The sequence below is a fragment of the Paenibacillus sp. J31R98 genome, assembly GCF_056269245.1.
Window position 1 is genome coordinate 560,107 of record NZ_JBWDNO010000001.1, and the last position, 21,068, is coordinate 581,174.

Consider the following 21,068-nt stretch of genomic DNA (forward strand, 5'->3'; position numbering starts at 1 on the left):
GACGGGTTTAATCGGCTGGGTTACGTATGCTCCGGACTTTTTTCGTCAAGAATAGTGCAATATTCTACCAATTCATTTGGGATATGCAGGGGATTCGACTCCATCATTCTTGCGCTTATCTATACATCGTGTTCTTATTGCATACTTATGCACGAGAGATACCGGAGGGGAACTTAAATGGCCATTAAGCTCATTAATATCGGTTTCGGAAACATCGTTTCCGCCAATCGGATCATTTCGATTGTAAGCCCTGAATCGGCACCGATTAAACGTATTATTCAAGAGGCACGCGACCGACATATGCTGATTGACGCTACATATGGACGCCGCACACGCGCTGTTATTATTACGGACAGCGATCACGTTATTCTATCGGCTGTGCAGCCGGAAACCGTTGCGCACAGACTATCGACCAAGGATGACGATCACGACGAATAGTGACGGGGAGTTATATGAAAAGAGGATTGTTAATTGTACTTTCGGGCCCTTCTGGCGTAGGCAAGGGTACGGTTTGCGCAGAACTGCGGCATAAGCAGAATGATCTTGTTTATTCGGTATCTGCGACAACACGGTCGCCTCGCCAAGGTGAGACCGACGGAATCAATTATTTTTTTAAGACGAAAGAACAGTTTCAAGAGATGATTGCGAAGGATGCGCTGCTCGAATTTGCAGAGTATGTCGGCAATTACTACGGCACGCCTCGTGATTTCGTGGAACGCACGCTTGCTTCGGGCAAAGATATCATTCTTGAAATTGAAGTGCAAGGCGCACTTAAGGTCAAGGAGAAATTCCCACAAGGTGTCTTTATTTTCTTGGTGCCGCCATCACTCGATGAGCTGAAATCGCGCATTACAGGACGCGGTACGGAGAATGCCGATATTATCGACCATCGCATGAACGTTGCGGTGGAAGAGATGAACCTTATTCATTATTACGATTATGCTGTCGTTAACGATCAAATTGACGCGGCTTGTCATCGCATTCAATCCATTATTGTAGCCGAGCATTGCCGGAAAGAACGGTTTATCGAGCAGCTTGAAGAAGTGAAAGAAGCTTCTGAGAAAGCATAAGAGGTGAAGGAAAATGCTATATCCATCTATTGATGAAATGATGAAGAAGGTTGACAGCAAGTATTCCCTTGTTGTTGCAGCATCCCGTCGTGCAAGAATGTTGCGAGACGGAAGCAAGACGGATATCCGTTCGCCGAAGTCGCACAAGTTCGTTGGTGTGGCGCTTGAAGAGATTTATCAAGATATCCTTGTTGTAGAGAGTACGCTTAACAAGAAGGACTAACTAGGAAAGACATGATGGCAACGAATAACAACCCTTGAGGTTGTTATTTTTTTAGCGTCTGAATGTATGCGAACTTGAGAGGAGGGCTGTCATGCTGCAAGGCAAAACGATTGTGCTTGGGATTTCCGGCGGAATTGCGGCTTACAAGGCGGCAACAATCTGCAGTAGATTAGTCCAGGCAGGTGCGCAGGTTCGCGTCATCATGACCGAATCGGCGACGAAGTTCATTGCACCGCTGACGCTGCAGACATTGTCTCGGCATCAGGTCTACTTAGATACATTCGATGAGTTCGATCCTTCGGTCGTCGCTCATATTAATGTTGCCGATAGCGCGGATCTGGTCGTAGTCGCACCAGCGACTGCTAATATATTGGCGAAAATGGCGAACGGATTGGCAGATGATATGCTCAGCACGACGCTCCTCGCCACGACAGCACCGATCATGGTCGCTCCTGCGATGAATGTCCATATGTATGAGCATCCTGCGGTTGCACGCAACATGGATATTTTGGCGGAGAGAGGCGTTCGTTACGTTGAACCGGGAACAGGCTTGCTAGCTTGCGGATACGTTGGGAAAGGTCGGCTTGCTGAGCCGGAGGATATCGTGTTTGCGGTGCAGCAATGGTTCGCCCAGAGCCAAGAGCTTAAAGGCAAGAAGGTGCTTGTTACTGCGGGGGGAACGATGGAACGGCTTGATCCCGTACGCTATTTGACCAATGATTCTTCGGGGAAAATGGGGTTTGCGTTAGCGGAAGCTGCGGCGAATCGAGGCGCAGACGTCACTCTCATTGCAGCGCGTACAACAGCTGCGCCTGTAGCTGGCGTGAACACGGTCTATGTCGAGTCAGCCGAGGATATGCTGCAGGCTGTGCTTGAGCGGTATGAGACAGCGGATCTCGTTATCAAGGCAGCTGCTGTAGCGGACTACCGTCCAGTGACGAAGGCGAGTACGAAGATCAAGAAGGGCAGCGAGAAGTTCGTACTTGAACTGGAGCGGACAACGGATATTTTGAAGACGCTCGGCGAACGCAAGTCGCATCAGTTCTTGGTTGGCTTTGCCGCGGAAACAGAGCAATTAGAGCACTATGCAATGGACAAGCTGAAGCGCAAGAATTGTGATCTCATTGTCGGCAACGATGTGTCGCAAGCCGGCGCTGGTTTTAATGTTGATACGAACATTGTTCAGATCTTCGGCGAAGAAGGACTTGCCTTGTCATTGCCCATGCTGAGCAAACGTGAAGTGGCTGACAGGCTGATGACGATGATTACGCAGAGGATGAAAGCGGCCCAGGGGGCTAAGGGGGCCGCGGAATGATCGCGAAAGTCATTGTCGATGTGCCGAGCCGGGCAACGGATCGGCCTTTTGACTATAAAATCCCGCCGCAGCTGTTAGGCTGGGTGGAAGTTGGCAGCCGAGTTGGCGTCCCATTCGGCGGACGCGTGCTGCAGGGGTTCGTGGTCGGCATTACGGATTATGCCGATATTGATGTGATGAAGCTCAAGCCAATTGCTGAGCTGCTCGACCATATTCCTCCGCTATCGCCAGATCTTGTCGAGCTTGCAAGCTGGATTAGCGATAAATATTGCTGCACGATGACGTCTGCGCTCCAAGTGATGATTCCTGCTGCTTTGAAAGGAAAAGCAGATTCCGTCGTCACGCTTGTAGAAGAGGAGCTGGAGAGCAGCTTGGTCTTCGAAGAGCCTTGGCTTCAATACATACGTCTTAATGGCGGTTCAATGCGAATGGCTGCGCTCCAGGAGAGGTATCCAGAAGACGCTGCTGCCATCAAAGCAGCAGTCAAGCAGGGGCTGTTAACGGAGCAAGTTACGATTCGGGACCGATTGTCCGTTCGGAAAGTACTAACCGTCTTCCCACCCGACAATGAAGCCCTCGCGCTTGAGGCACTGGCGAATTATCCGGCTAGGGCGGCGAAGCAACAGGAAGTTCTCCGTTACATGCTGGAACACCGCGAGCCAATTGCGATGACGGCGCTTGTTGAAGCGCTGTCGACGACGTCCAGCACCGTTCGCGCTGTCGCGGAGAAAGGCTTGCTCACGATTCAAGAGATGGAACAGAGCCGTGACCCGTACGCAGGCCGCGAGTTCAAACGTACGGTGCCGCTATCGCTAACAGAAGGTCAGCAAGCCGTGTATGAAGAGATTGCCGCTTCGCTGGATGCGGAACAGTCTCGCGTCTTCTTGCTGCATGGCGTAACCGGCAGCGGTAAGACAGAAGTGTATTTGCAAACGATTGAACGCAGCCTGCAGCATGAGAGGCAGGCGATCGTGCTCGTACCGGAGATTTCGCTGACCCCCCAAATGGTGGAGCGGTTCAAAGGCCGCTTCGGCGATCTCGTTGCTGTACTGCACAGCCGATTATCAAACGGAGAACGATATGACGAATGGCGCAAAATCCGCGAGGGACGCGCGCAGGTTGCAGTTGGCGCACGCTCCGCGATTTTCGCGCCTTTTGATCGGATCGGCCTCATCATTATAGATGAAGAACATGAATCCTCGTATAAACAAGAGGAAACACCTAAGTATCACGCGCGTGATGTCGCGGTGAGAAGAGCAAGGCAGCATGGCGCTGCCGTTGTGCTCGGCTCAGCGACGCCGTCGCTGGAGAGCTTCGCGGCGGCTTCGCGAGTCGTATCCGCCAGCAGCGAAGCAAACGACGCGACGGCAGCAAGGGCATCAAGCGGCGCAGCATTGCTGCCGATGCCTAGCCGGGTCGGCGGCCGGCCGATGCCGAAGGTGCATCTCATCGACATGCGCGATGAGCTGAAGAACGGCAACCGCTCGATGTTCAGCAGGCAGCTGCATGAAGCGCTGCTTGATCGGCTTGAGCGGGGCGAGCAGTCCGTGCTGCTGCTGAACCGAAGAGGCTATTCGACGTTCGTAATGTGCCGTTCCTGCGGGTATACCGCGCAGTGTCCGCACTGCGATATTTCGCTGACCTATCATCAGAAATCACGCGTCCTACGCTGTCATTATTGCGGTCATGCGGAGCAAGCGCCGGAGAAATGCCCATCTTGTGAGAGCGAGCATATCCGCTTCTTCGGAACAGGCACGCAGCGCGTGGAAGAGGAACTGGCGAAGCTGTTCCCAGGGATCCGGGTCATTAGGATGGATGTTGATACGACGACCGAGAAGGGCTCCCACGAGAAGTGGCTGACCATGTTCGGCGAACGTAAAGCAGATGTGCTGCTCGGCACGCAAATGGTAGCCAAAGGGCTCGATTTTCCATACGTTACGTTAGTTGGCGTTATTGCCGCGGATACTTCTCTGCATCTTCCGGACTTCCGGTCTGCGGAGAAGACGTTCCAGCTGCTGACCCAAGTTGCGGGACGCGCGGGCAGGCATGAGCTGCCGGGCGAAGTCGTTGTCCAAACGTACAACCCCGAGCACTATGCTATCGTTACAGCGCAGCATCATGATTATGCGGCTTTCGTGCAAGAAGAGCTGAAGCATCGGCGCTTTATGGGCTACCCGCCATTTTGCCGGCTTATCGTGGTAACGCTCTCTGATGAGCAGCTGCCGCTTCTTATCACGACAGGCGAAAAATTGGCATCAGCGCTGCGCCAGCTCGCATATGAATCAGGAATCAAGGGTTCAATGGATAGCGATGGTACTCGTTTTATCGATATTCTGGGACCTGTCGCTTCGCCTATTCCGCGGATGAAAGATCGATATCGTTTTCAATGTATGGTAAAATATCGTGGAAATGTGAACGCTAACGAGCTTCTGAAGCAGGCAATCAGCCAGCTCTCGGGGCCGCAAGGGCAGCCTCCAGTTCAGATTAGCGTGGATGTCGATCCACAAATGATTTTATAACATGAATGTTAAATAGGGGGACTCTACTATGGCGATCAGACTGATTGTTCAAGATCCAGATCCGGTTCTGCGAGAGCGGGCTATTGAAGTAACGAAATTTAATTCCAATTTGCATAAATTGCTCAATGACATGGCGGCAACGATGTATGATGCGGAAGGCGTAGGCCTTGCAGCACCGCAAGTAGGCATCTCCAAACGAGTCATCGTTGTCGATGTCGGTGACGATAACGGCCTCATCGAGATGGTCAATCCGGAAATTATCGAAGCATCCGGCGAGCAGCTCGGACCGGAAGGCTGCCTCAGTATCGCGAAGCTGAACGGCGAGGTGAAACGTGCTCAGCACATCAAGCTTAAAGGTCAGGATCGCGACGGCAATCCGATTGAAATCGAAGCAACGGACTACCTGGCTCGTGCATTCCAGCACGAGGTTGACCATTTGAACGGCATTCTATTCACAGACATTGCCGTATCGATCTATGATGTATCAGCTCGCCAGCGTCAAGACGGAGAGTGATCAGATGCGTATTGTGTTTATGGGTACACCCGAGTTCGCCGTTCCATCGCTGGAAGCGATCTTGGAAGAAGGACATACAGTTGAACTAGTCGTCACTCAGCCAGATCGGCCAAAAGGTCGCAAAAAAACGTTGACGCCGCCTCCGGTCAAGGATGCGGCGCTTCTGCGCGGTCTGCCCGTTGCTCAGCCTGAGCGACTTCGCAGATCGGAGACAGTCGATCAGATTGCGGCGATCAAACCGGACCTTATTGTAACCGCCGCGTATGGACAGATACTGCCGAAAGCGGTACTGGAAATTCCTCGCCTAGGCTGTATTAATGTTCACGGCTCGCTGCTGCCGAAGTATCGCGGCGGCGCTCCGATTCAGCGCTCCATTATCAACGGTGAGACAGTGACAGGCGTCACGATTATGTATATGGCGGAAGGCCTTGATACGGGCGATATGATTAGCGTCGTGGAAGTGCCGATCTCGGATGAAGATACGTCGGGCACGTTGTTTGAGAAATTGACTATCGCAGGTGCGCAGCTGCTGCGCGAGACACTTCCGAGCATAGAAGCAGGGACGGTTCAAGCAGTTCCGCAGAATCATGATGAAGCGTCATATTCACCGAACTTAACGCGTGAAGATGAGCGAATCGACTGGAGCCGTCCTGCCCGCGCAATCTATAACCAAGTTCGCGGACTTTCGCCGATGGCTGGTGGCTTTACGATCTGGAATGGCGAGCCGTTCAAGGTATGGGGCTGCAAGCCGGTAGACCAGAGCCGTACGAAGGCTGAGCCGGGCACGGTGCTCGAAACGACGGACGCAGGCATTGTCGTCCAGACAGGCGAAGAGGCGCTTCTTCTGACGGTTATTCAACCGGCTGGGAAGAAAGCGATGAACGCTGTGGAATGGCTGAAAGGTGCGCGTCTTGAGGCGGGTACGGTGTTCGGCGGAGGTGAAGCGTGAGCGGTCGGGACAAGCAGGGAAGCGGCGGCTCAGCAGGCGCGAAGTCTGGTGGAGGAGCTGGCGCTGCTGCGCGAGGCAATCGCAACAAGAAGCCTCAGAATAAGCAGCAGCAACAGCCTCAGCGTAAGAAGACTGCACGCGAAGTCGCGCATGAGACGCTTGTGAAAGTCGCGGAAGCCGGCGCCTATAGCAATTTGCAGCTTAATCGTGCGCTGCAAGACGCGCAGCTGTCGAGGCAGGATGCAGGGCTTGCAACAGAGCTGGTATATGGCACGATTCAGCACCAGCGGCTGCTGGATGAACGGCTTAGCGAGCTGGTGACAAAAGGCTTTAACAAGCTTACGCCTTGGGTACTCGTGCTGCTGCGCATGAGCGCTTATCAACTTCTAATGCTTGACCGGATTCCTCCGCATGCAGCCGTCAACGAAGCGGTGGTCATTGCGAAGCGTCGCGGTCATAGCGGCATCTCGGGTATGGTGAACGGCGTGCTCCGCAATATGGAACGCAGTTTGGCAGAGTTCAAGAAACCGCTTGTTATCGCTGATCCAGTGAAGCGGATCGGCATCACATATTCGTATCCGGACTGGCTCGTGAAGCGCTGGATCGACAGCTATGGCGAAGCGATCACCGAGCAGATCTGCGCATCAGGCAATGAGCCTCCGCACAATAGCGTGCGCGTCAATCCGCTTAGACTGTCTCGCGACAAAGCGGCTTCGATGCTTGCAGAAGCAAGCGGAGGAGAGGCGTCCGTAGAGCCCTCGCAGCTGTCCGAGCATGCGCTTATTGTAAGCGGCGCGGGTAATATCGCGGGCACCGAGGGCTATCGCAGCGGGCTCTGGTCGCTGCAAGACGAGAGTTCGATGCTCGTCGCTGAAGTGTGCGCACCGAAGCCGGGCATGAAAGTGCTTGATTGCTGCGCGGCTCCTGGCGGGAAGACGACGCATCTAGCAGAGTTGATGGAAGATCGCGGACAGGTCATCGCCAATGACGTGCATCCGCATAAGAAGCAGCTCATTGAAGAGCAAGCGACGCGGCTCGGTCTGACCTCTGTACAGGCGGTTACAGGCGATGCGGCTGAACTTTCTTCTCGATTCGAGCCAAGCAGCTTCGATGTGGTGCTGCTTGATGCTCCTTGCTCCGGCTTTGGCGTCATCCGGCGCAAGCCGGAGATCAAATGGACGAAGAGCGCCGAAGATGTCCATGCGATTGCTGCTCTGCAAGAGCGGCTTATGGATGAGGCGGCGAAGCTCGTTCGCCTTGGCGGCACGCTCGTGTACAGTACATGTACGATCGAGCGTGAAGAGAACGAGCGCCAAGTGGCGAAGTTCCTCGAGCGCCATCCGGCCTACAAGCTCGATGCAGAGTGGCCGGCGCAAGTGCTTCGCCCTCTGCAGGAGGCGCATGCCATCGCTGAGCCTTTCAGCGGCATGGTGCAGCTGCTGCCGCAGCAATTCGGCAGCGACGGCTTTTTTATCGCGCGTTTGACGCGTCAGTCGTAGCAAGCAAAATAACGCCCATGACAGCACAAAGTGGTCTGTTATGGGCGTTTGTGGTAAAATAATCGAAAGGCGCTAACCTTGCAGTATTAGGCTTGGCAGCGTCAATATTTTCAAAAGAAACAGGTGCAATCTGATGAAACCATTCATCTATGACTATACGTTAGAGCAGCTACAAGATTGGATGAAAGAGAACGGCGAATCCGCATTCCGCGGCACGCAGCTGTTCGAGTGGCTCTATGTGAAACGCGTGAAGAACTTCGAAGAGATGAGCAATCTGTCGAAGGGACTTCGCGAGAAGCTGGGCGAGCATTTCCAATTCGTCACGCTAACTGAAATTACACGCTTCGAATCAAAAGACGGTACGGTGAAATTCTTGTTTGGCTTGCATGACAACCATGCAATCGAGACGGTTATTATGCGGCACAGCTACGGGAACAGCATCTGCGTCACAACGCAAGTCGGTTGCCGAATCGGTTGTACGTTCTGTGCATCGACCCTTGGGGGCTTGAAGCGCAACCTGACTGCAGGCGAGATTGTCGCTCAGGTTGTTGTCGCACAGCAATTGCTTGACGCAACGAATGAACGCGTATCGAGCATCGTAATCATGGGCTCCGGCGAGCCATTCGAGAATTATGACCCCACGATGACTTTCCTGCGTCTCATGATTCACGAGAAAGGGCTTAACATCGGACAGCGCCACATTACGGTGTCGACAAGCGGTATCGTTCCGAGCATGTACAAATTCGCGGAAGAGAACACGCAGATCAATCTTGCGATCTCGATCCATGCGCCGAACGACAAACTTCGTTCCAAGCTGATGCCGGTTAACCGCCGCTACCCATTCGAAGAAGTAATGGAAGCTTGCCGGAACTACATCGCGAAGACCGGACGCCGGATTACGTTCGAATACGCGTTGATAGGTGGCGTAAACGACCAGAGCGAGCATGCCGAAGAACTCGCGCAAGTGCTCAAAGGTATGCTTTGCCATGTGAACCTTATCCCGGTCAATCACGTACCGGAGAGGGATTATGTGCGCACGCCGCGTGAACAGATTTTCGAGTTCCACCGCATTTTGGAGAAAAACAAAATTAATGCAACAATCCGCAGAGAACAAGGCCACGACATCGCAGCGGCGTGCGGACAGCTTCGTGCTAAACATATGGAGTCTACGGCGGGGTGATGAGTTGTGATAATCGCTTATCGAAGTGATGTTGGGCGAATTCGAACAATTAACGAAGACACAGCGTGGTCGGAACTATTAGATTCCGGCCTCGCCCTGGCGATTGTTGCCGATGGCATGGGCGGGCATAAGGCTGGCGAAGTTGCCAGCGGGCTCGCTGTTGATACTTTCCGTGAAGCGCTGGAAGGCATCCCTGCCACGCTGACGCTGGAAGAGCGCAAGACATTAATGAGCCAAGCGATTCTGCAAGCGAATGAAGCTGTTTATGAAACGGCTTCAAGCAACGAGCAGTACCATAATATGGGTACGACGGTCGTTGCCGCACTTATTCAAGATGATAATGCAGTTATAGGTCATATCGGCGACAGCCGGGTATATAAATGGCGGGACCAAGTGCTCACGCAATTGACGGATGATCATACCCTTGTCAATGAGCTAGTGAAGTCCGGTCAAATTACGCTTGAAGAAGCGGCAACACACCCGCGCCGCAACGTCATAACACGAGCGCTCGGAACAGACGAGCAAGTGGAAGTGGACATTATTTGCACGGGCTGGCGCGAGGATGATGTGCTGATGCTGTGCAGCGATGGGTTGACGACAATGGTCAGTCCTTCCGAAATCATAGGTACCTTGGAGCAGAATGAACTAAGCTTGGATCAGAAGGCAGAGAAACTCTTACAGCTTGCCCTGCAAGCCGGCGGAGACGATAATATCACGGTCATTCTGCTGCATCATGCCGAAGACACAAAGCAAGAGGAGTGATCGACATGATAGGACATGAACTCGGCGGACGTTACGAAATTATAACGCGTATCGGCGGAGGCGGCATGGCGCTTGTTTACAAAGCCCATGACATTCTGCTGAACCGCAATGTTGCGGTGAAGGTGCTGCGTCAGCAGTTCGTGCATGACGAAGAATTTATTCGCCGTTTCAGACGCGAGGCGCAATCGGCTGCCGCGCTGTCGCATCCCAATGTCGTCAGCATATACGACGTTGGGCAGGAAGACGATACGCATTATATCGTCATGGAATATGTTGAAGGCAACAATTTGAATGAAATCATTAAAGAACGTGCGCCGCTTCAGGCGGATGAGGCTGTTCGAATTGCGACTCAAATCTGCGATGCTCTAGATCATGCGCATCATAACCAAATCATCCATCGCGATATTAAGCCGCACAACATTCTCATTGGGAAGAACGGACGTGTGAAGGTTACAGATTTCGGCATCGCGCGTGCAGTGACGTCCTCGACGATTACGCAGACTGGTTCTGTTGTAGGATCGGTGCATTATTTCTCGCCAGAGCATGCAAAGGGTGTCGTCACCGGCGAAAAATCTGACCTGTACTCACTCGGTATCGTACTTTACCAGATGGTTACGGGGAAGCTGCCGTTTCTAGGCGAAAGCCCAATTAGCGTTGCACTGAAGCACTTGCAGGAAAACTTCGCGGAGCCGCGCGCCATTAATCCGTACATACCGCAAAGTGTAGAGAATATCATCCTTAAAGCGATGCGCAAAAATCCGAATGAACGCTATACATCGGCTTCCGAAATGCTGAATGACCTGGAAACAGCGCTGCACCCAGAACGGCTGACAGAACCGAAGATCACGTTCGGTAATCCGGATTTCGACGAGACTCGCGTCATGCCTGCGATTCGGGGCAGCATTGTGGATAAACTCGAAGCTTCGACTGTAGCTTCGATGACAGAGCCGGTGGAAATTGCTCAGATTTCTGCGAAACCGGATGATGACAGCGATAAAGCTGACCGTTGGAACTCCGATGGACTTGCTGAGACTCGTAAGAAAAGATGGGTCAAGCCTGTCGTGACTGTGCTCATTACATTCCTCGTTATTGCTCTGGTCTACTGGGGAGCAATGAAAGTACTCAGCTGGTTCGATATTAAGGAAGTCGACGTGCCGTATGTCGTCAATATGACAGAGGCGGAAGCGCGGACAACACTTGAAGCAGCTGGCTTGAAGGTTGAGGAGCCATCGATCTACACGGATAAAGAAGATGTGGCCAAAGATGTGGTCTACGAGCAATCGAAGCCGAACCAGCGAGTGAAGGTCGGCTCGTTTATCAAGCTCTATGTCAGTAAGGGGCCGAAGCTTGAAACGGTGAACGATTATCAAGGCAAGAGCTACGAAGATTCGTATAATGCCCTCGTTAGCCTTGGTGTAGCAGAAGAGAATATTGAGAAGCACGAAGTGTTCAGCGATGAGACGCCAGGAATCATTCTCGAGCAAACGCCGGCTTCCGGAGAACAATACGATCCGAAGACTGCCAAATTCAGTTTCACGGTAAGCCAAGGCAAAGAGACGTTCCCTATGCCGAAGCTGCTTGACTTGTCGGAGAAAGAGGCGATCGCGCTCTTGAAGTCCAAGGGACTCAAGATTAACGAAGCCGACATCGTTCGGGAGCCAAGCTATAAAACGGAAGGTACCGTTATCGCACAGTATCCGTTCGATCCGCAAGCTGCGGTATCTGCTGGTGAAGCGATCACGCTGACCGTAAGCTCGGGCTTGCCGCAAGAGGCGCTGGAATATACGTTCAATATTGTTATTTCTCCAGCGGTTGCGGGCAAGACAAGCGAGATTCGGATTACGTATACCGATGCTCGCGGCGAGAATATTGAATGGGGCAAACGCAAAATCAAAGATACTCAGACCTTCCCGGTCAAGGTTGTTCTGAGCCCGAATACGGAAGCAAGTGTCACGATCTATCGTGATAAGCAGTTTACCGATACGTTCTCCAAGACGTATGAGGATGTGAAGTCGGGAGCTGAAGGGGCGCCGGAGACGGTGCCAGGCACTGAAATGCCGCCAGCTGATCAGCCGGCACAAACCGAGGAGAGTCCAACTGATGGCAATACGAACACCACAAACGAGCAGCCAGCGAACACAGAAGAGCAACAGCCGGCCGACCAAACAGCAGGGCAATAAAGAGCAAACAGGGCGAATCGTCAAAGCATTAAGCGGCTATTACTACGTGCGGCCGCTTGATGCAGCTTCTGATGAGCCGCCGATTCAGTGCAGAGCGCGCGGCATATTCAAGAAGCGGGGCGAATCGCCGCTAGTTGGCGATGTCGTGGAGTTCGAAGAGACGGAGAACGGCGAAGGCGCGGTCAATTCGATCGCGGCTCGTACTTCGGAACTCATTCGTCCCCAAGTTGCGAATATTGATCTGGCTGTTCTCGTTTTCTCGGTGACCGAACCGACGCTTAATCTGCAGCTTCTCGATAAGTTCCTCGTTCATATCGAGCATGCAGGTATTGACGCGTTACTTTGTCTCAGTAAACAGGATTTGACGGAAGATGGCGAAGAAACGGAAGAAGCGCGGAAGGCTCTAAGCGATGTACTGCGTATTTATGAGCCGATTGGCTACGAAGTGCTCGTGACTAGCTCCAAGCAAGGCGAAGGGACGACGGCAATGTCTGAACGGCTGAGAGGGCACCTTGCGGTGTTCGCAGGCCAATCCGGTGTTGGCAAGTCGTCGCTCCTTAACGCCCTCGTTCCGGGTTTGACGCTGGAAACGAATGCAATTAGCAACCGGCTCGGCCGGGGCAAACATACAACACGTCATGTAGAGCTTATTGATATTGGCGGCGGATACGTTGCAGACACACCTGGCTTTAGCCAACTGGATTTTGCCGAGCTTGGCATTGAAGAGCTGGGCAGCTGCTTCAGAGAAATGAAGGAGCTTTCTTCTTCCTGCAAATTCCGCGGATGCACACACCTTCATGAACCGGAATGTGCCGTCCGAGAAGCGCTGGAGAAAGGTGAGATCGCTCCAAGCCGCTACAGCAACTATGAGATCTTCATGGCTGAAATGAAAGAGAAAAAGCGGAGGTACTGAAATGTCTATCATTGCACCATCCATTCTGTCGGCGAATTTCGCGACACTTGCAGAAGAGATTAAAGACGTTGAACGTGCCGGCGCCGATTGGATTCATATCGATGTCATGGACGGTCATTTTGTGCCGACGTTAACATTTGGCCCGATCGTCATCGGAGCGGTTCGTCCTGCAACGAAGCTAACGTTCGATGTTCATCTCATGATTGAACGTCCGGAGCTGCATATTGCTTCTTATGTCGCAGCAGGCGCGGATCGGATTACGGTCCATGCGGAGGCTTGCGTCCATCTGCACCGCGTTATCCATCAAATCAAGGAAGCAGGTCTTCCAGCTGGCGTAGCGATTAATCCAGCGACACCGCTAAGCGTTCTGGAGCATGTTCTGGACGATCTTGATATGGTCCTTATTATGACGGTGAACCCGGGCTTCGGTGGGCAGCAGTTCATCCCTCAGTCGATTCAGAAGCTCAGGCAGCTGCGTGCGATGCTGGAACCGCGCGGATTGGGCGATATGCTCATTCAAGTCGATGGCGGCATCAATGCGACTACAGCGCCTCTAGTAACTGAAGCTGGAGCGAATGTGCTCGTGGCAGGCAATGCAGTCTTCACAGAACGGGATCGTGCGGCTGCTATCGCGGCTTTGCGCTAAAGGGGGGACATCATGGGCGACAATATGAAGAAAGGGCTCTGGATGGCCCTTTACAGCGCTGGCTGTGGACTCACGCTCTCGATCTTTCCATTTATGAAGAGCGGCATTAATATGATCTTCTCATTGATTGCAATTGTCATTGCAATCTTCTATTTCAAGCGGTCCGCATCGCTGCGTTCACGGATCACTTTCGTGATCTTTGCGCTGTTCTTCTTTATCTTCTTCACCCTGGTTATCGCTATTGTCCTCTATACCAAGAACCAGTCGCTGCCGTCTGCAGCTTGACCTTGGAACTACTGTCCCGCAGGAATAGGACAGTCATCTATCGCATAGGATGGTTACATGAACGAACGTTCTTGTAACCTTTTTTATTTGGAAGGTGAGAGAGCTGTTACGGATGGAGTGAACAGAAGTTTTGCTGCCAGCAAAACTTTCAGGAGGGGTGGAGCATGAAATTTTACACCATCAAGCTGCCGAAGTTTTTGGGAGGCTTTGTGAAGGCGATTTTGAATACGTTTCAGAAGAACTGAGCAACGGATGCAGGCAGCTTCTCGTAGAACGGAGTGCGACGAAGTGGCTGAACATGCAAAAAAGCACCTGATCGAAATCAGGTGCTTTTTGTCCATGGCTTTATGCCGTTATACACGAGTAACTTTGCCGGATTTCAGAGCACGAGTGCTGACATAAACGCGTTTTGGCTTGCCGTCAACGAGAATTCTAACTTTCTGTACGTTAACGCCCCAAGAGCGGCGAGTTTTGTTGTTAGCGTGCGAGACATTGTTACCTACTCCTGGACCTTTGCCCGTAATGAAACATTTGCGAGACATGGAATACACCTCCCTTGAAGATTCACTGCAAACAAACAGACTCCAATATAATATCATATGTCCATGCATTCATCAAGCATAAGCTTATTATGAATATAACCTAAGAAAACGCTTATGATGTAGAATATGGTCGAAAAACGGGCTCTGGACTTCAAAAACGTCGTTATTTATAGTACAATGCTATTTAGTCCATAATAATAACGGTGAAGGAGTGGTATCCATGCCTCTGCAGATCAATTCGGAAATCGGAAGTGTTTTCATTACGGACCATGTCATCTCCGTCCTTGCCGGTTCGGCGGCTATGGATTGTTATGGACTGGTAGGTATGGCTTCGAGAAAGCAGCTGAAAGACGGCATTGCCGAGCTGCTTGGTCGAGATAACTTGTCGCGCGGTGTCGAAGTCCACCGAGAGAACGATTACTTACACATAGATTTGTACATCATCGTGAGCTACGGCACAAAAATATCCGAGGTCGCACATAACATTCAATCCAAAGTGAAATATGTGATGAATGAGGTTCTCGGCGTCAAAGTAGACGTCGTCAATATTTTTGTCCAAGGCGTACGGGTATCTCGGTAGGAAGGGGTAATTTCGTTTGACTAAACGCTTTATTAACGGCTCGGATTTTATAGCAATGGTTCTGAGCGGAGCGGAAAACTTACAGAACAATGTAGAGCGCATTAACGCGCTAAATGTGTTCCCGGTTCCAGATGGCGATACCGGAACGAATATGAATTTAACGATGACCTCCGGCAAACGGGAACTGCAAAGCAAGCCTTCTCCAGCAGTAGGCAAAGTTGCGGAAGCGCTTTCTAAGGGGTTATTGATGGGCGCTCGCGGCAATTCGGGTGTTATTCTGTCGCAGCTGTTCCGTGGCTTCTCGAAGAGCATAGGCCAATTAGAGCAGATTGATACGAATCAATTTGCGGCTGCCTTGCAGAACGGTGTAGACATGGCGTACAAAGCAGTCGTGAAGCCTGTTGAAGGAACGATTCTTACTGTAGCCAAAGATGCAGCGAAGCATGCAGTGTTCTATGCGAAGCGCACGAATGACATGACAGAGCTGATGACGGAAGTGCTGGAGAAAGCGAATGAATCGCTAGCCCGCACGCCTGACTTGCTGCCGGTCCTGAAGCAGGTAGGCGTCGTTGATTCCGGCGGTCAAGGCCTCGTGTGCATCTACGAAGGCTACTTGCGTGCGATTAAAGAAGAGCAAGGGATTAACGCTGATCATTCACTCGGAACGGAAGCGGCTTTCCCTGAACTGTTCAAGGCAGCGAATCTGCAAGCGCATGTTGTCACCGCGCCTGCGCCACAGCGTCCTGCACACGCGAATGCAAGCGCGCAATCGCGCCTGGAGACCGAAGATATCGAATTCCTATACGATATGGAGTTCTTTATTAACCGCAAGCTGGGAGACCGCAGTAAACTTCGGTTCGACGAAGCCTTGTTCAAAGGCATGCTCAGCAGAGACGGCGATTCCATTCTGGTTATTGCCGATGACGATATTATTAAAGTTCATGTCCATTCGCGCAAACCGGGAGATGTGCTGAACTACGCGCTTCCGTACGGCGAGTTGACCGACATTCATATCTTGAACATGCGCGAGCAGCACCGTGATCTACTCCACGAAGAGACGGTTGAACTGAACAGCACTGCAGCTTCCAGCGATACACTTCATGAGACAGCGATCGTGGAAGAAGCAGCGCTCGGGCTCGCCGTATCCGAAGTGCTGACAGGCACTCAGGCGACATCGCTCTCCGCAGAGCAAGCGCATGAATGGGCGCCGTTCGGCATCATCGCAGTTGCGATGGGCGAAGGCATCGGCTCGATCTTCCTCGATAACAACGTTGACGTCGTGTTATCCGGCGGACAATCCATGAACCCGTCTACAGAAGACTTCGTCAATGCAATTGATTCTCTCGCGGCTGAACATATCTTCTTGCTGCCGAACAACGGCAATATCATTCTGGCTGCTCAGCAAGCCGCTGAATTGACGGATCGGAACGTAACCGTAATCGGGACGAAGACAATCCCTCAAGGTCTTGCAGCCGTGCTGGCGTTCAAAGAAGAAGGAACAGCCGAGGAGAATACGGAAGCGATGAGTTCCGCATCCAAGCATGTCCGCTCCGGCCAGGTAACCAATGCGGTTCGCAACACAGAGATCGACGACATCACGATCCAAGAGGGCGATTACATCGGCATCATGGAGAAGTCGATTGTAGCCTCGTCTGCTAGCTTGCAAGAGACATGCCAAGCGCTGCTGACTCGCATGCTTCAGGACGGTGGCGAGCTCGTCACGATTCTGACTGGCGAGCAGGCAAATCCAGCGGAAACATCCGAATTCATCGCGTGGGCGAAGGAAACGTTTGACGATGCTGAGTTTGAAGTGCATGCTGGCGGTCAACCGCTTTATCCATATCTTTTTGCAGTGGAATAGGGGGCATGTAGGATGGGCGCAGTCAAAATTATTACGGACAGCACGGCCGATGTGCCGAAGCGCGTTCGCGAACAATATGGCATCGAGATGGTGCCTCTGAAAGTGTTGTTCGGAGAAGAGTCGTTCCTTGATACGGTGACGATTACGAATAATGAATTCTATGAGCGTCTTGCGAAGTCAGAGATGCTGCCGAAGACATCGCAGCCTTCTCCGACGGAATTTATGGAAATGTACGAGCGGCAGGTTGCCCAGAAACCGGATCAATCCATTATCTCGATTCATCTGTCTTCTGCGCTTAGCGGCACTTATCAGTCCGCGCTTCTGGGCTCGACGCTGCTCGAAACGGAAAGTGACATCACGGTGATCGATTCCAAGTCGGCATCGTATGGGTGCGGTATGCTTGTTGTGGCGGCTGCCGAGATGGCTGCGGCCGGCGAGTCGAAAGAGAGGATTCTTGCGAAGATTGATGAAATGATCAAGAACCGCAAAATTTATTTCTTGCTCGATACGCTCGATTACTTGCAGAAGGGCGGCCGTATTGGCAAAGCTGCTGCATTGTTTGGTTCGATTCTGAACATTAAGCCGATTCTGACCATTGATCAGGATGGCGAAGTGTCGGCGGTCGATAAAGTACGCGGCACGAAGAAAGCCATGCAGCGCATCGTAGATCTATTCAAGCAGGAATACGGCGACGATCCCGTTGAAATGACGGTTGGCTGGACGCATAAGAGCGATCTTGCAAAGGAGCTTGCGGCTCTCGCGCAGACGCAGCTCAAAGTGGTTACGATCAGACAGACGGAGATCGGCTCCGTTATCGGAACGCATGCCGGCCCAGGGGCCGCTGCGTTATTCATTACGCGAGTGTGAGGTTTGGGAGATGAAGCTGGATGAGATTACGGTCCGGCAAATAAAAGGCGTGAGTGCTCAGAAAGAACAAGAGCTTCACGCCTTTGGCGTTCATACGATCGCCGATTTGCTGGATTACTTTCCGTTTCGGTATGAGGATTACCGCATTCGGGACATTGGGGAAACGAAGGACGGAGAGAAAGCGACGTTCGAAGGCAAAATCATGGGCAATCCGTTGCTTCAGCGCTACGGAAAGGCGAAGACGAGGCTTACTTGCAAGATCGTGATTGAGAACGTACTCATCACAGCGGTGTGGTTTAATCGTCATTTTCTGCAGGAGCAGCTGATCCCTGGCCGTGATATTATCATCACCGGCAAGTGGGAACAGCATCGGCTGCAGATGACGGTGTCGGACTCGGAGTTCCCCGATAAAGGGAAAGCGAAATCCGGTACGCTTCAATCGGTTTATTCGGTTGGAGGAAGCATCACACAGCCATGGATGCGCAAAACAATCAATCAAGCGCTCTTGCAGTACGACGCGATGATTGAAGAGATGCTGCCGGTAGAGCTCATGGACAAGCATGGACTGATGCCGCGCAAAGATGCGGTTATGCACATCCACAATCCCGAAGATATTGCCATGGGGCAAGCTGCCAGGCGTAGGCTCGTGTACGAGGAGCTGTTCTTGTTCCAGCTCAAGCTGCAGGCGTATCGCACGATCAATCGGAAACGGCAGGATGGTGTTGCGCATGTAGTTGACGGCGAGTCGATTCGCGTCTTCGTGCGCACTCTGCCTTTCGAGCTGACGGATTCGCAGAAGAAGGTCGTCAATGAGATTCTCATTGATATGCGCCATCCGTCCTGCATGAATCGACTGCTGCAAGGCGACGTCGGCTCAGGCAAAACGGTGGTGGCGGCCATTGCGCTGTTTGCCGCGGTTAAAGCGGGTCACCAAGGCGCGCTGATGGTGCCGACGGAGATACTAGCGGAGCAGCATTACCGTTCGTTACAGAAGCTGCTTGGCGGCGTAGGGCTGCAGGTCGGCTTGTTAACGGGCAGTCTCACGGAGAAGAAGCGGCGGGATGTACTGGCTGGGCTGCAAATGGGCCTTATAGATGTGATTGTCGGCACGCAGGCGATCATCCAGGAAGGCGTCAATTTCCGCAGCCTTGGACTCGTCGTTACAGATGAGCAGCATCGGTTCGGCGTCAACCAGCGGAGTATTCTGCGCCGTAAAGGGATGAATCCGGATGTGCTTACGATGACAGCGACTCCGATTCCGAGAACGCTTGCGATCACGGCGTTCGGTGATCTGGATGTGTCAACGCTCCGCGAGCGCCCGCAAGGACGCAAGCCTATTCAAACCAATTGGGTCAAGCATAATATGCTGGACCGTGTTCTTGGCTTTATTCGGCGTGAAGTAGAGGCGGGACGTCAATGCTACTTCATCTGTCCGCTTATTGAGGAATCCGACAAGCTCGATGTCCAGAATGCGATTGATCTGCACATTCAGATTCAACAGGCGTTCCCGGATCTGCGGATAGGGTTATTGCACGGGCGGCTTACGACGGCGGAGAAAGACGAGGTCATGCGCGCATTCAGTGAGAATGAAGTGCATGTGCTGGTAGCAACGACCGTCGTAGAAGTCGGTGTAGACGTACCGAATGCGACGCTCATGGTCATCATGGATGCGGAACGGTTCGGCCTCTCACAGCTGCATCAGCTGCGCGGGCGGGTAGGTCGTGGAGCTCATCAATCGTATTGTGTGCTCATTGCGGATCCGAAGTCCGAGAACGGCCGTGAACGGATGAAGATCATGACGGAGACGGGCGATGGCTTCGAAGTGTCCAGGCGGGATCTTGAGCTGCGCGGCCCTGGCGACTTCTTCGGTACGAAGCAGAGCGGAGTACCGGACTTTAAGCTGGCCGATATGGCGGCGGACTTCGGCGTCCTTGAGGATGCGAGGGATGATGCGGCAGAGCTGACGGCAAAGCCGGATTTCTGGAGTGCGGCCGCATTCGCGAGACTGCGCGAGGTACTTAGGCGGGAGCAACTTTTTCAGGGAGAGCTATTGGACTAGTTTCTTAAAAGCGCTCAGGCGGCATATAGTACAACGAATGGCTTTTATGAAGCCGGACGGAGGTGCTATATCGAAGATGAGCTATACGAAATACGGCATTCGGCCGGATCTGGTCGAGCGTGTGAAAGTGAAAATGAAGAACCCTGTCACTAAGGATAAAGTAAAGAAGCTGCTCGAGGGCGTGAACAAATATGATTTGCAGGATCGGCTCAAGGTGCGCAAGCTCGTTCGGGCAGCAGCTGGGGTATTGCAAGAGCCGCTAACGGAGCTTCAAGAGGAGCAGCTCATCTCGTTCGTGCTCGGTCAAAAGATCGATCCGAATAATACGCTGCACCTAATTAAATTATGGGCAATGTTCCGCTAATCTTCGGATTGGCGGTTTTTTTTATGTATAGGGGCATGTATTAGCTAGCTCGTAAGCGGTTCGATGCAGGACGGATCGTCATAGCTGACGCTACCCACGGTCTTGGCGACAGGGTAGGCATCCATTAGCTCCGACGGGAAAGGAATTAGGAGTTTATCGAGGTCCGTACGCGTCTGAATGCGCCGATTCAGCCAGAGGTGCTCGTCCTCCTCATGAAGAATGACAGGCATGCGGTCATGAATGGGCTCCATTAGCTCGTTCGGGGTAGTTGTAAGAATCGTGCATGTGCTAAGCTTAACGCCTTCGTGTGAAATCCACGTATCATATAAGCCTGCCATGCTGAATAGCTTGCGGTCTTGTCGTACGATCCGCATCGGCTGTTTCCCTGTGAGCTCATCTTGCCGCCAGTCATAGAATCCGTCTGCTGGAATGATGCAGCGCTTGCGGCGGATCAACTCACGGAAAGCCGGCTTCTCCCAAGCGGTTTCTGCTCTTGCATTGAGCATCTTCGGTCCTACCTTCGGACTTTCTGCCCATGAAGGGACAAGCCCCCATTTGAGCTCGCCAAGACGGTTCTGTTCCCCATCATTAATAATCGCCATAATCATCTGCCCTGGGGCTACATTGTATTTAGGCTTGTGAAAAGGCACATTTGAAGAGGAAATGAAATACCGTAGCATAAGCTCTTCCATCGTAATGGTAATCGTATACCGTCCGCACATTCGGCTGCAGCCCCTTTA

General features: G+C 52.4%; 22 protein-coding genes. 20 read left to right on the top strand and 2 right to left on the bottom strand.

The window, feature by feature from the left end; genetic code table 11:
* The first annotated feature begins 177 nt into the window (after positions 1 to 177).
* The 15 genes from remA to spoVM all read left to right on the top strand — a co-directional run bounded on the left by remA (position 178) and on the right by spoVM (position 14,300).
* Entirely contained in the window at positions 178 to 438 is a 261-nt protein-coding gene (remA, locus tag AC0YNX_RS02545; RefSeq protein WP_020615370.1) for an extracellular matrix/biofilm regulator RemA, read from the top strand.
* 14 nt (positions 439 to 452) lie between these two features.
* Positions 453 to 1,070: a guanylate kinase gene (gene gmk / locus AC0YNX_RS02550; RefSeq protein ID WP_475814073.1), complete on the top strand. Its 618-nt coding sequence runs from the start codon at positions 453 to 455 to the stop codon at positions 1,068 to 1,070.
* 13 nt (positions 1,071 to 1,083) lie between these two features.
* Entirely contained in the window at positions 1,084 to 1,293 is a 210-nt protein-coding gene (rpoZ, locus tag AC0YNX_RS02555) for a DNA-directed RNA polymerase subunit omega (protein WP_475814074.1), read from the top strand.
* Positions 1,294 to 1,384: 91 nt separating this feature from the next.
* Entirely contained in the window at positions 1,385 to 2,608 is a 1,224-nt protein-coding gene (gene coaBC, locus AC0YNX_RS02560; protein WP_475814075.1) for a bifunctional phosphopantothenoylcysteine decarboxylase/phosphopantothenate--cysteine ligase CoaBC, read from the top strand.
* On the top strand, positions 2,605 to 5,127 hold the full coding sequence (gene priA / locus AC0YNX_RS02565; RefSeq protein WP_475814076.1) for a primosomal protein N': 2,523 nt from the start codon (positions 2,605 to 2,607) through the stop codon (positions 5,125 to 5,127). Before coaBC ends, priA begins: the two co-directional genes overlap by 4 nt.
* Before the next feature lie 28 nt (positions 5,128 to 5,155).
* The gene (gene def / locus AC0YNX_RS02570; protein ID WP_475814077.1) at positions 5,156 to 5,641 is read left to right on the top strand and encodes a peptide deformylase; all 486 of its coding nucleotides are present in this window, start codon (positions 5,156 to 5,158) and stop codon (positions 5,639 to 5,641) included.
* 4 nt (positions 5,642 to 5,645) lie between these two features.
* Positions 5,646 to 6,590: a methionyl-tRNA formyltransferase gene (gene fmt, locus AC0YNX_RS02575; RefSeq protein WP_475815162.1), complete on the top strand. Its 945-nt coding sequence runs from the start codon at positions 5,646 to 5,648 to the stop codon at positions 6,588 to 6,590.
* Positions 6,587 to 8,089, top strand: coding sequence for a 16S rRNA (cytosine(967)-C(5))-methyltransferase RsmB (gene rsmB / locus AC0YNX_RS02580; RefSeq protein WP_475814078.1), 1,503 nt, complete (start codon positions 6,587 to 6,589; stop codon positions 8,087 to 8,089). The genes fmt and rsmB overlap by 4 nt, the downstream gene beginning before the upstream one ends.
* 133 nt (positions 8,090 to 8,222) lie before the next feature.
* On the top strand, positions 8,223 to 9,269 hold the full coding sequence (gene rlmN, locus AC0YNX_RS02585) for a dual-specificity RNA methyltransferase RlmN (RefSeq protein ID WP_475814079.1): 1,047 nt from the start codon (positions 8,223 to 8,225) through the stop codon (positions 9,267 to 9,269).
* Positions 9,270 to 9,275: 6 nt separating this feature from the next.
* Positions 9,276 to 10,031, top strand: a complete 756-nt coding sequence (locus AC0YNX_RS02590) for a Stp1/IreP family PP2C-type Ser/Thr phosphatase (RefSeq protein WP_475814080.1) — start codon at positions 9,276 to 9,278, stop codon at positions 10,029 to 10,031.
* A 5-nt stretch (positions 10,032 to 10,036) separates the two neighbouring features.
* Positions 10,037 to 12,211: a Stk1 family PASTA domain-containing Ser/Thr kinase gene (gene pknB, locus AC0YNX_RS02595; RefSeq protein ID WP_475814081.1), complete on the top strand. Its 2,175-nt coding sequence runs from the start codon at positions 10,037 to 10,039 to the stop codon at positions 12,209 to 12,211.
* Positions 12,132 to 13,124, top strand: a complete 993-nt coding sequence (gene rsgA, locus AC0YNX_RS02600; protein ID WP_475814082.1) for a ribosome small subunit-dependent GTPase A — start codon at positions 12,132 to 12,134, stop codon at positions 13,122 to 13,124. The genes pknB and rsgA overlap by 80 nt, the downstream gene beginning before the upstream one ends.
* A 1-nt stretch (position 13,125) precedes the next feature.
* Complete coding sequence (rpe, locus tag AC0YNX_RS02605) at positions 13,126 to 13,770, top strand: ribulose-phosphate 3-epimerase (RefSeq protein ID WP_475814083.1); 645 nt, start codon at positions 13,126 to 13,128, stop codon at positions 13,768 to 13,770.
* Between the two features lie 12 nt (positions 13,771 to 13,782).
* Positions 13,783 to 14,055: a hypothetical protein gene (locus tag AC0YNX_RS02610; protein WP_475814084.1), complete on the top strand. Its 273-nt coding sequence runs from the start codon at positions 13,783 to 13,785 to the stop codon at positions 14,053 to 14,055.
* A gap of 164 nt (positions 14,056 to 14,219) precedes the next feature.
* Positions 14,220 to 14,300 (top strand): stage V sporulation protein SpoVM, encoded by an 81-nt coding sequence (spoVM, locus tag AC0YNX_RS02615; RefSeq protein ID WP_010345573.1) that lies wholly within the window; start codon positions 14,220 to 14,222, stop codon positions 14,298 to 14,300.
* Positions 14,301 to 14,408: 108 nt separating this feature from the next.
* Here spoVM and rpmB read toward each other — a convergent pair whose 3' ends face one another.
* Positions 14,409 to 14,597 carry a 50S ribosomal protein L28 gene (rpmB, locus tag AC0YNX_RS02620; RefSeq protein ID WP_475814085.1) on the bottom strand — a complete coding sequence of 63 codons (189 nt, stop codon included), beginning with the start codon at positions 14,595 to 14,597 and terminating at the stop codon, positions 14,409 to 14,411.
* Between the two features lie 220 nt (positions 14,598 to 14,817).
* Between rpmB and AC0YNX_RS02625 the strand changes: the two genes are divergently transcribed.
* The 5 genes from AC0YNX_RS02625 (at position 14,818) to AC0YNX_RS02645 (ending at position 20,328) form a co-directional block, all read left to right on the top strand.
* On the top strand, positions 14,818 to 15,177 hold the full coding sequence (locus AC0YNX_RS02625) for an Asp23/Gls24 family envelope stress response protein (protein WP_475814086.1): 360 nt from the start codon (positions 14,818 to 14,820) through the stop codon (positions 15,175 to 15,177).
* A gap of 16 nt (positions 15,178 to 15,193) precedes the next feature.
* Positions 15,194 to 17,038 (top strand): DAK2 domain-containing protein, encoded by a 1,845-nt coding sequence (locus AC0YNX_RS02630; protein WP_475814087.1) that lies wholly within the window; start codon positions 15,194 to 15,196, stop codon positions 17,036 to 17,038.
* Between the two features lie 12 nt (positions 17,039 to 17,050).
* A complete protein-coding gene (locus tag AC0YNX_RS02635) occupies positions 17,051 to 17,905 on the top strand; it encodes a DegV family protein (protein ID WP_475814088.1) in 855 nt (284 codons plus the stop codon).
* Positions 17,906 to 17,915: 10 nt separating this feature from the next.
* Entirely contained in the window at positions 17,916 to 19,964 is a 2,049-nt protein-coding gene (gene recG / locus AC0YNX_RS02640; protein WP_475814089.1) for an ATP-dependent DNA helicase RecG, read from the top strand.
* 76 nt (positions 19,965 to 20,040) lie between these two features.
* Positions 20,041 to 20,328 carry a stage VI sporulation protein F gene (locus AC0YNX_RS02645; protein ID WP_475814090.1) on the top strand — a complete coding sequence of 96 codons (288 nt, stop codon included), beginning with the start codon at positions 20,041 to 20,043 and terminating at the stop codon, positions 20,326 to 20,328.
* 44 nt (positions 20,329 to 20,372) lie between these two features.
* On the opposite strand, the gene AC0YNX_RS02650 is transcribed toward AC0YNX_RS02645, so the two are convergent.
* On the bottom strand, positions 20,373 to 21,050 hold the full coding sequence (locus tag AC0YNX_RS02650) for an SOS response-associated peptidase (protein WP_475814091.1): 678 nt from the start codon (positions 21,048 to 21,050) through the stop codon (positions 20,373 to 20,375).
* Between the last annotated feature and the right edge of the window lie 18 nt (positions 21,051 to 21,068).

Coding starts and splice junctions, on each gene's coding strand:
- AC0YNX_RS02625 (WP_475814086.1), top strand. CDS start 14,818: ATGCCTCTGCAGATCAATTCGGAAATCGGAAGTGTTTTCATTACGGAC.
- rlmN (WP_475814079.1), top strand. CDS start 8,223: ATGAAACCATTCATCTATGACTATACGTTAGAGCAGCTACAAGATTGG.
- rpmB (WP_475814085.1), bottom strand. CDS start 14,597: ATGTCTCGCAAATGTTTCATTACGGGCAAAGGTCCAGGAGTAGGTAAC.
- remA (WP_020615370.1), top strand. CDS start 178: ATGGCCATTAAGCTCATTAATATCGGTTTCGGAAACATCGTTTCCGCC.
- priA (WP_475814076.1), top strand. CDS start 2,605: ATGATCGCGAAAGTCATTGTCGATGTGCCGAGCCGGGCAACGGATCGG.
- gmk (WP_475814073.1), top strand. CDS start 453: ATGAAAAGAGGATTGTTAATTGTACTTTCGGGCCCTTCTGGCGTAGGC.
- AC0YNX_RS02610 (WP_475814084.1), top strand. CDS start 13,783: ATGGGCGACAATATGAAGAAAGGGCTCTGGATGGCCCTTTACAGCGCT.
- AC0YNX_RS02635 (WP_475814088.1), top strand. CDS start 17,051: ATGGGCGCAGTCAAAATTATTACGGACAGCACGGCCGATGTGCCGAAG.
- fmt (WP_475815162.1), top strand. CDS start 5,646: ATGCGTATTGTGTTTATGGGTACACCCGAGTTCGCCGTTCCATCGCTG.
- AC0YNX_RS02645 (WP_475814090.1), top strand. CDS start 20,041: ATGAGCTATACGAAATACGGCATTCGGCCGGATCTGGTCGAGCGTGTG.
- coaBC (WP_475814075.1), top strand. CDS start 1,385: ATGCTGCAAGGCAAAACGATTGTGCTTGGGATTTCCGGCGGAATTGCG.
- rsgA (WP_475814082.1), top strand. CDS start 12,132: ATGGCAATACGAACACCACAAACGAGCAGCCAGCGAACACAGAAGAGC.
- rpoZ (WP_475814074.1), top strand. CDS start 1,084: ATGCTATATCCATCTATTGATGAAATGATGAAGAAGGTTGACAGCAAG.
- def (WP_475814077.1), top strand. CDS start 5,156: ATGGCGATCAGACTGATTGTTCAAGATCCAGATCCGGTTCTGCGAGAG.
- AC0YNX_RS02650 (WP_475814091.1), bottom strand. CDS start 21,050: ATGTGCGGACGGTATACGATTACCATTACGATGGAAGAGCTTATGCTA.
- rpe (WP_475814083.1), top strand. CDS start 13,126: ATGTCTATCATTGCACCATCCATTCTGTCGGCGAATTTCGCGACACTT.
- recG (WP_475814089.1), top strand. CDS start 17,916: ATGAAGCTGGATGAGATTACGGTCCGGCAAATAAAAGGCGTGAGTGCT.
- spoVM (WP_010345573.1), top strand. CDS start 14,220: ATGAAATTTTACACCATCAAGCTGCCGAAGTTTTTGGGAGGCTTTGTG.
- pknB (WP_475814081.1), top strand. CDS start 10,037: ATGATAGGACATGAACTCGGCGGACGTTACGAAATTATAACGCGTATC.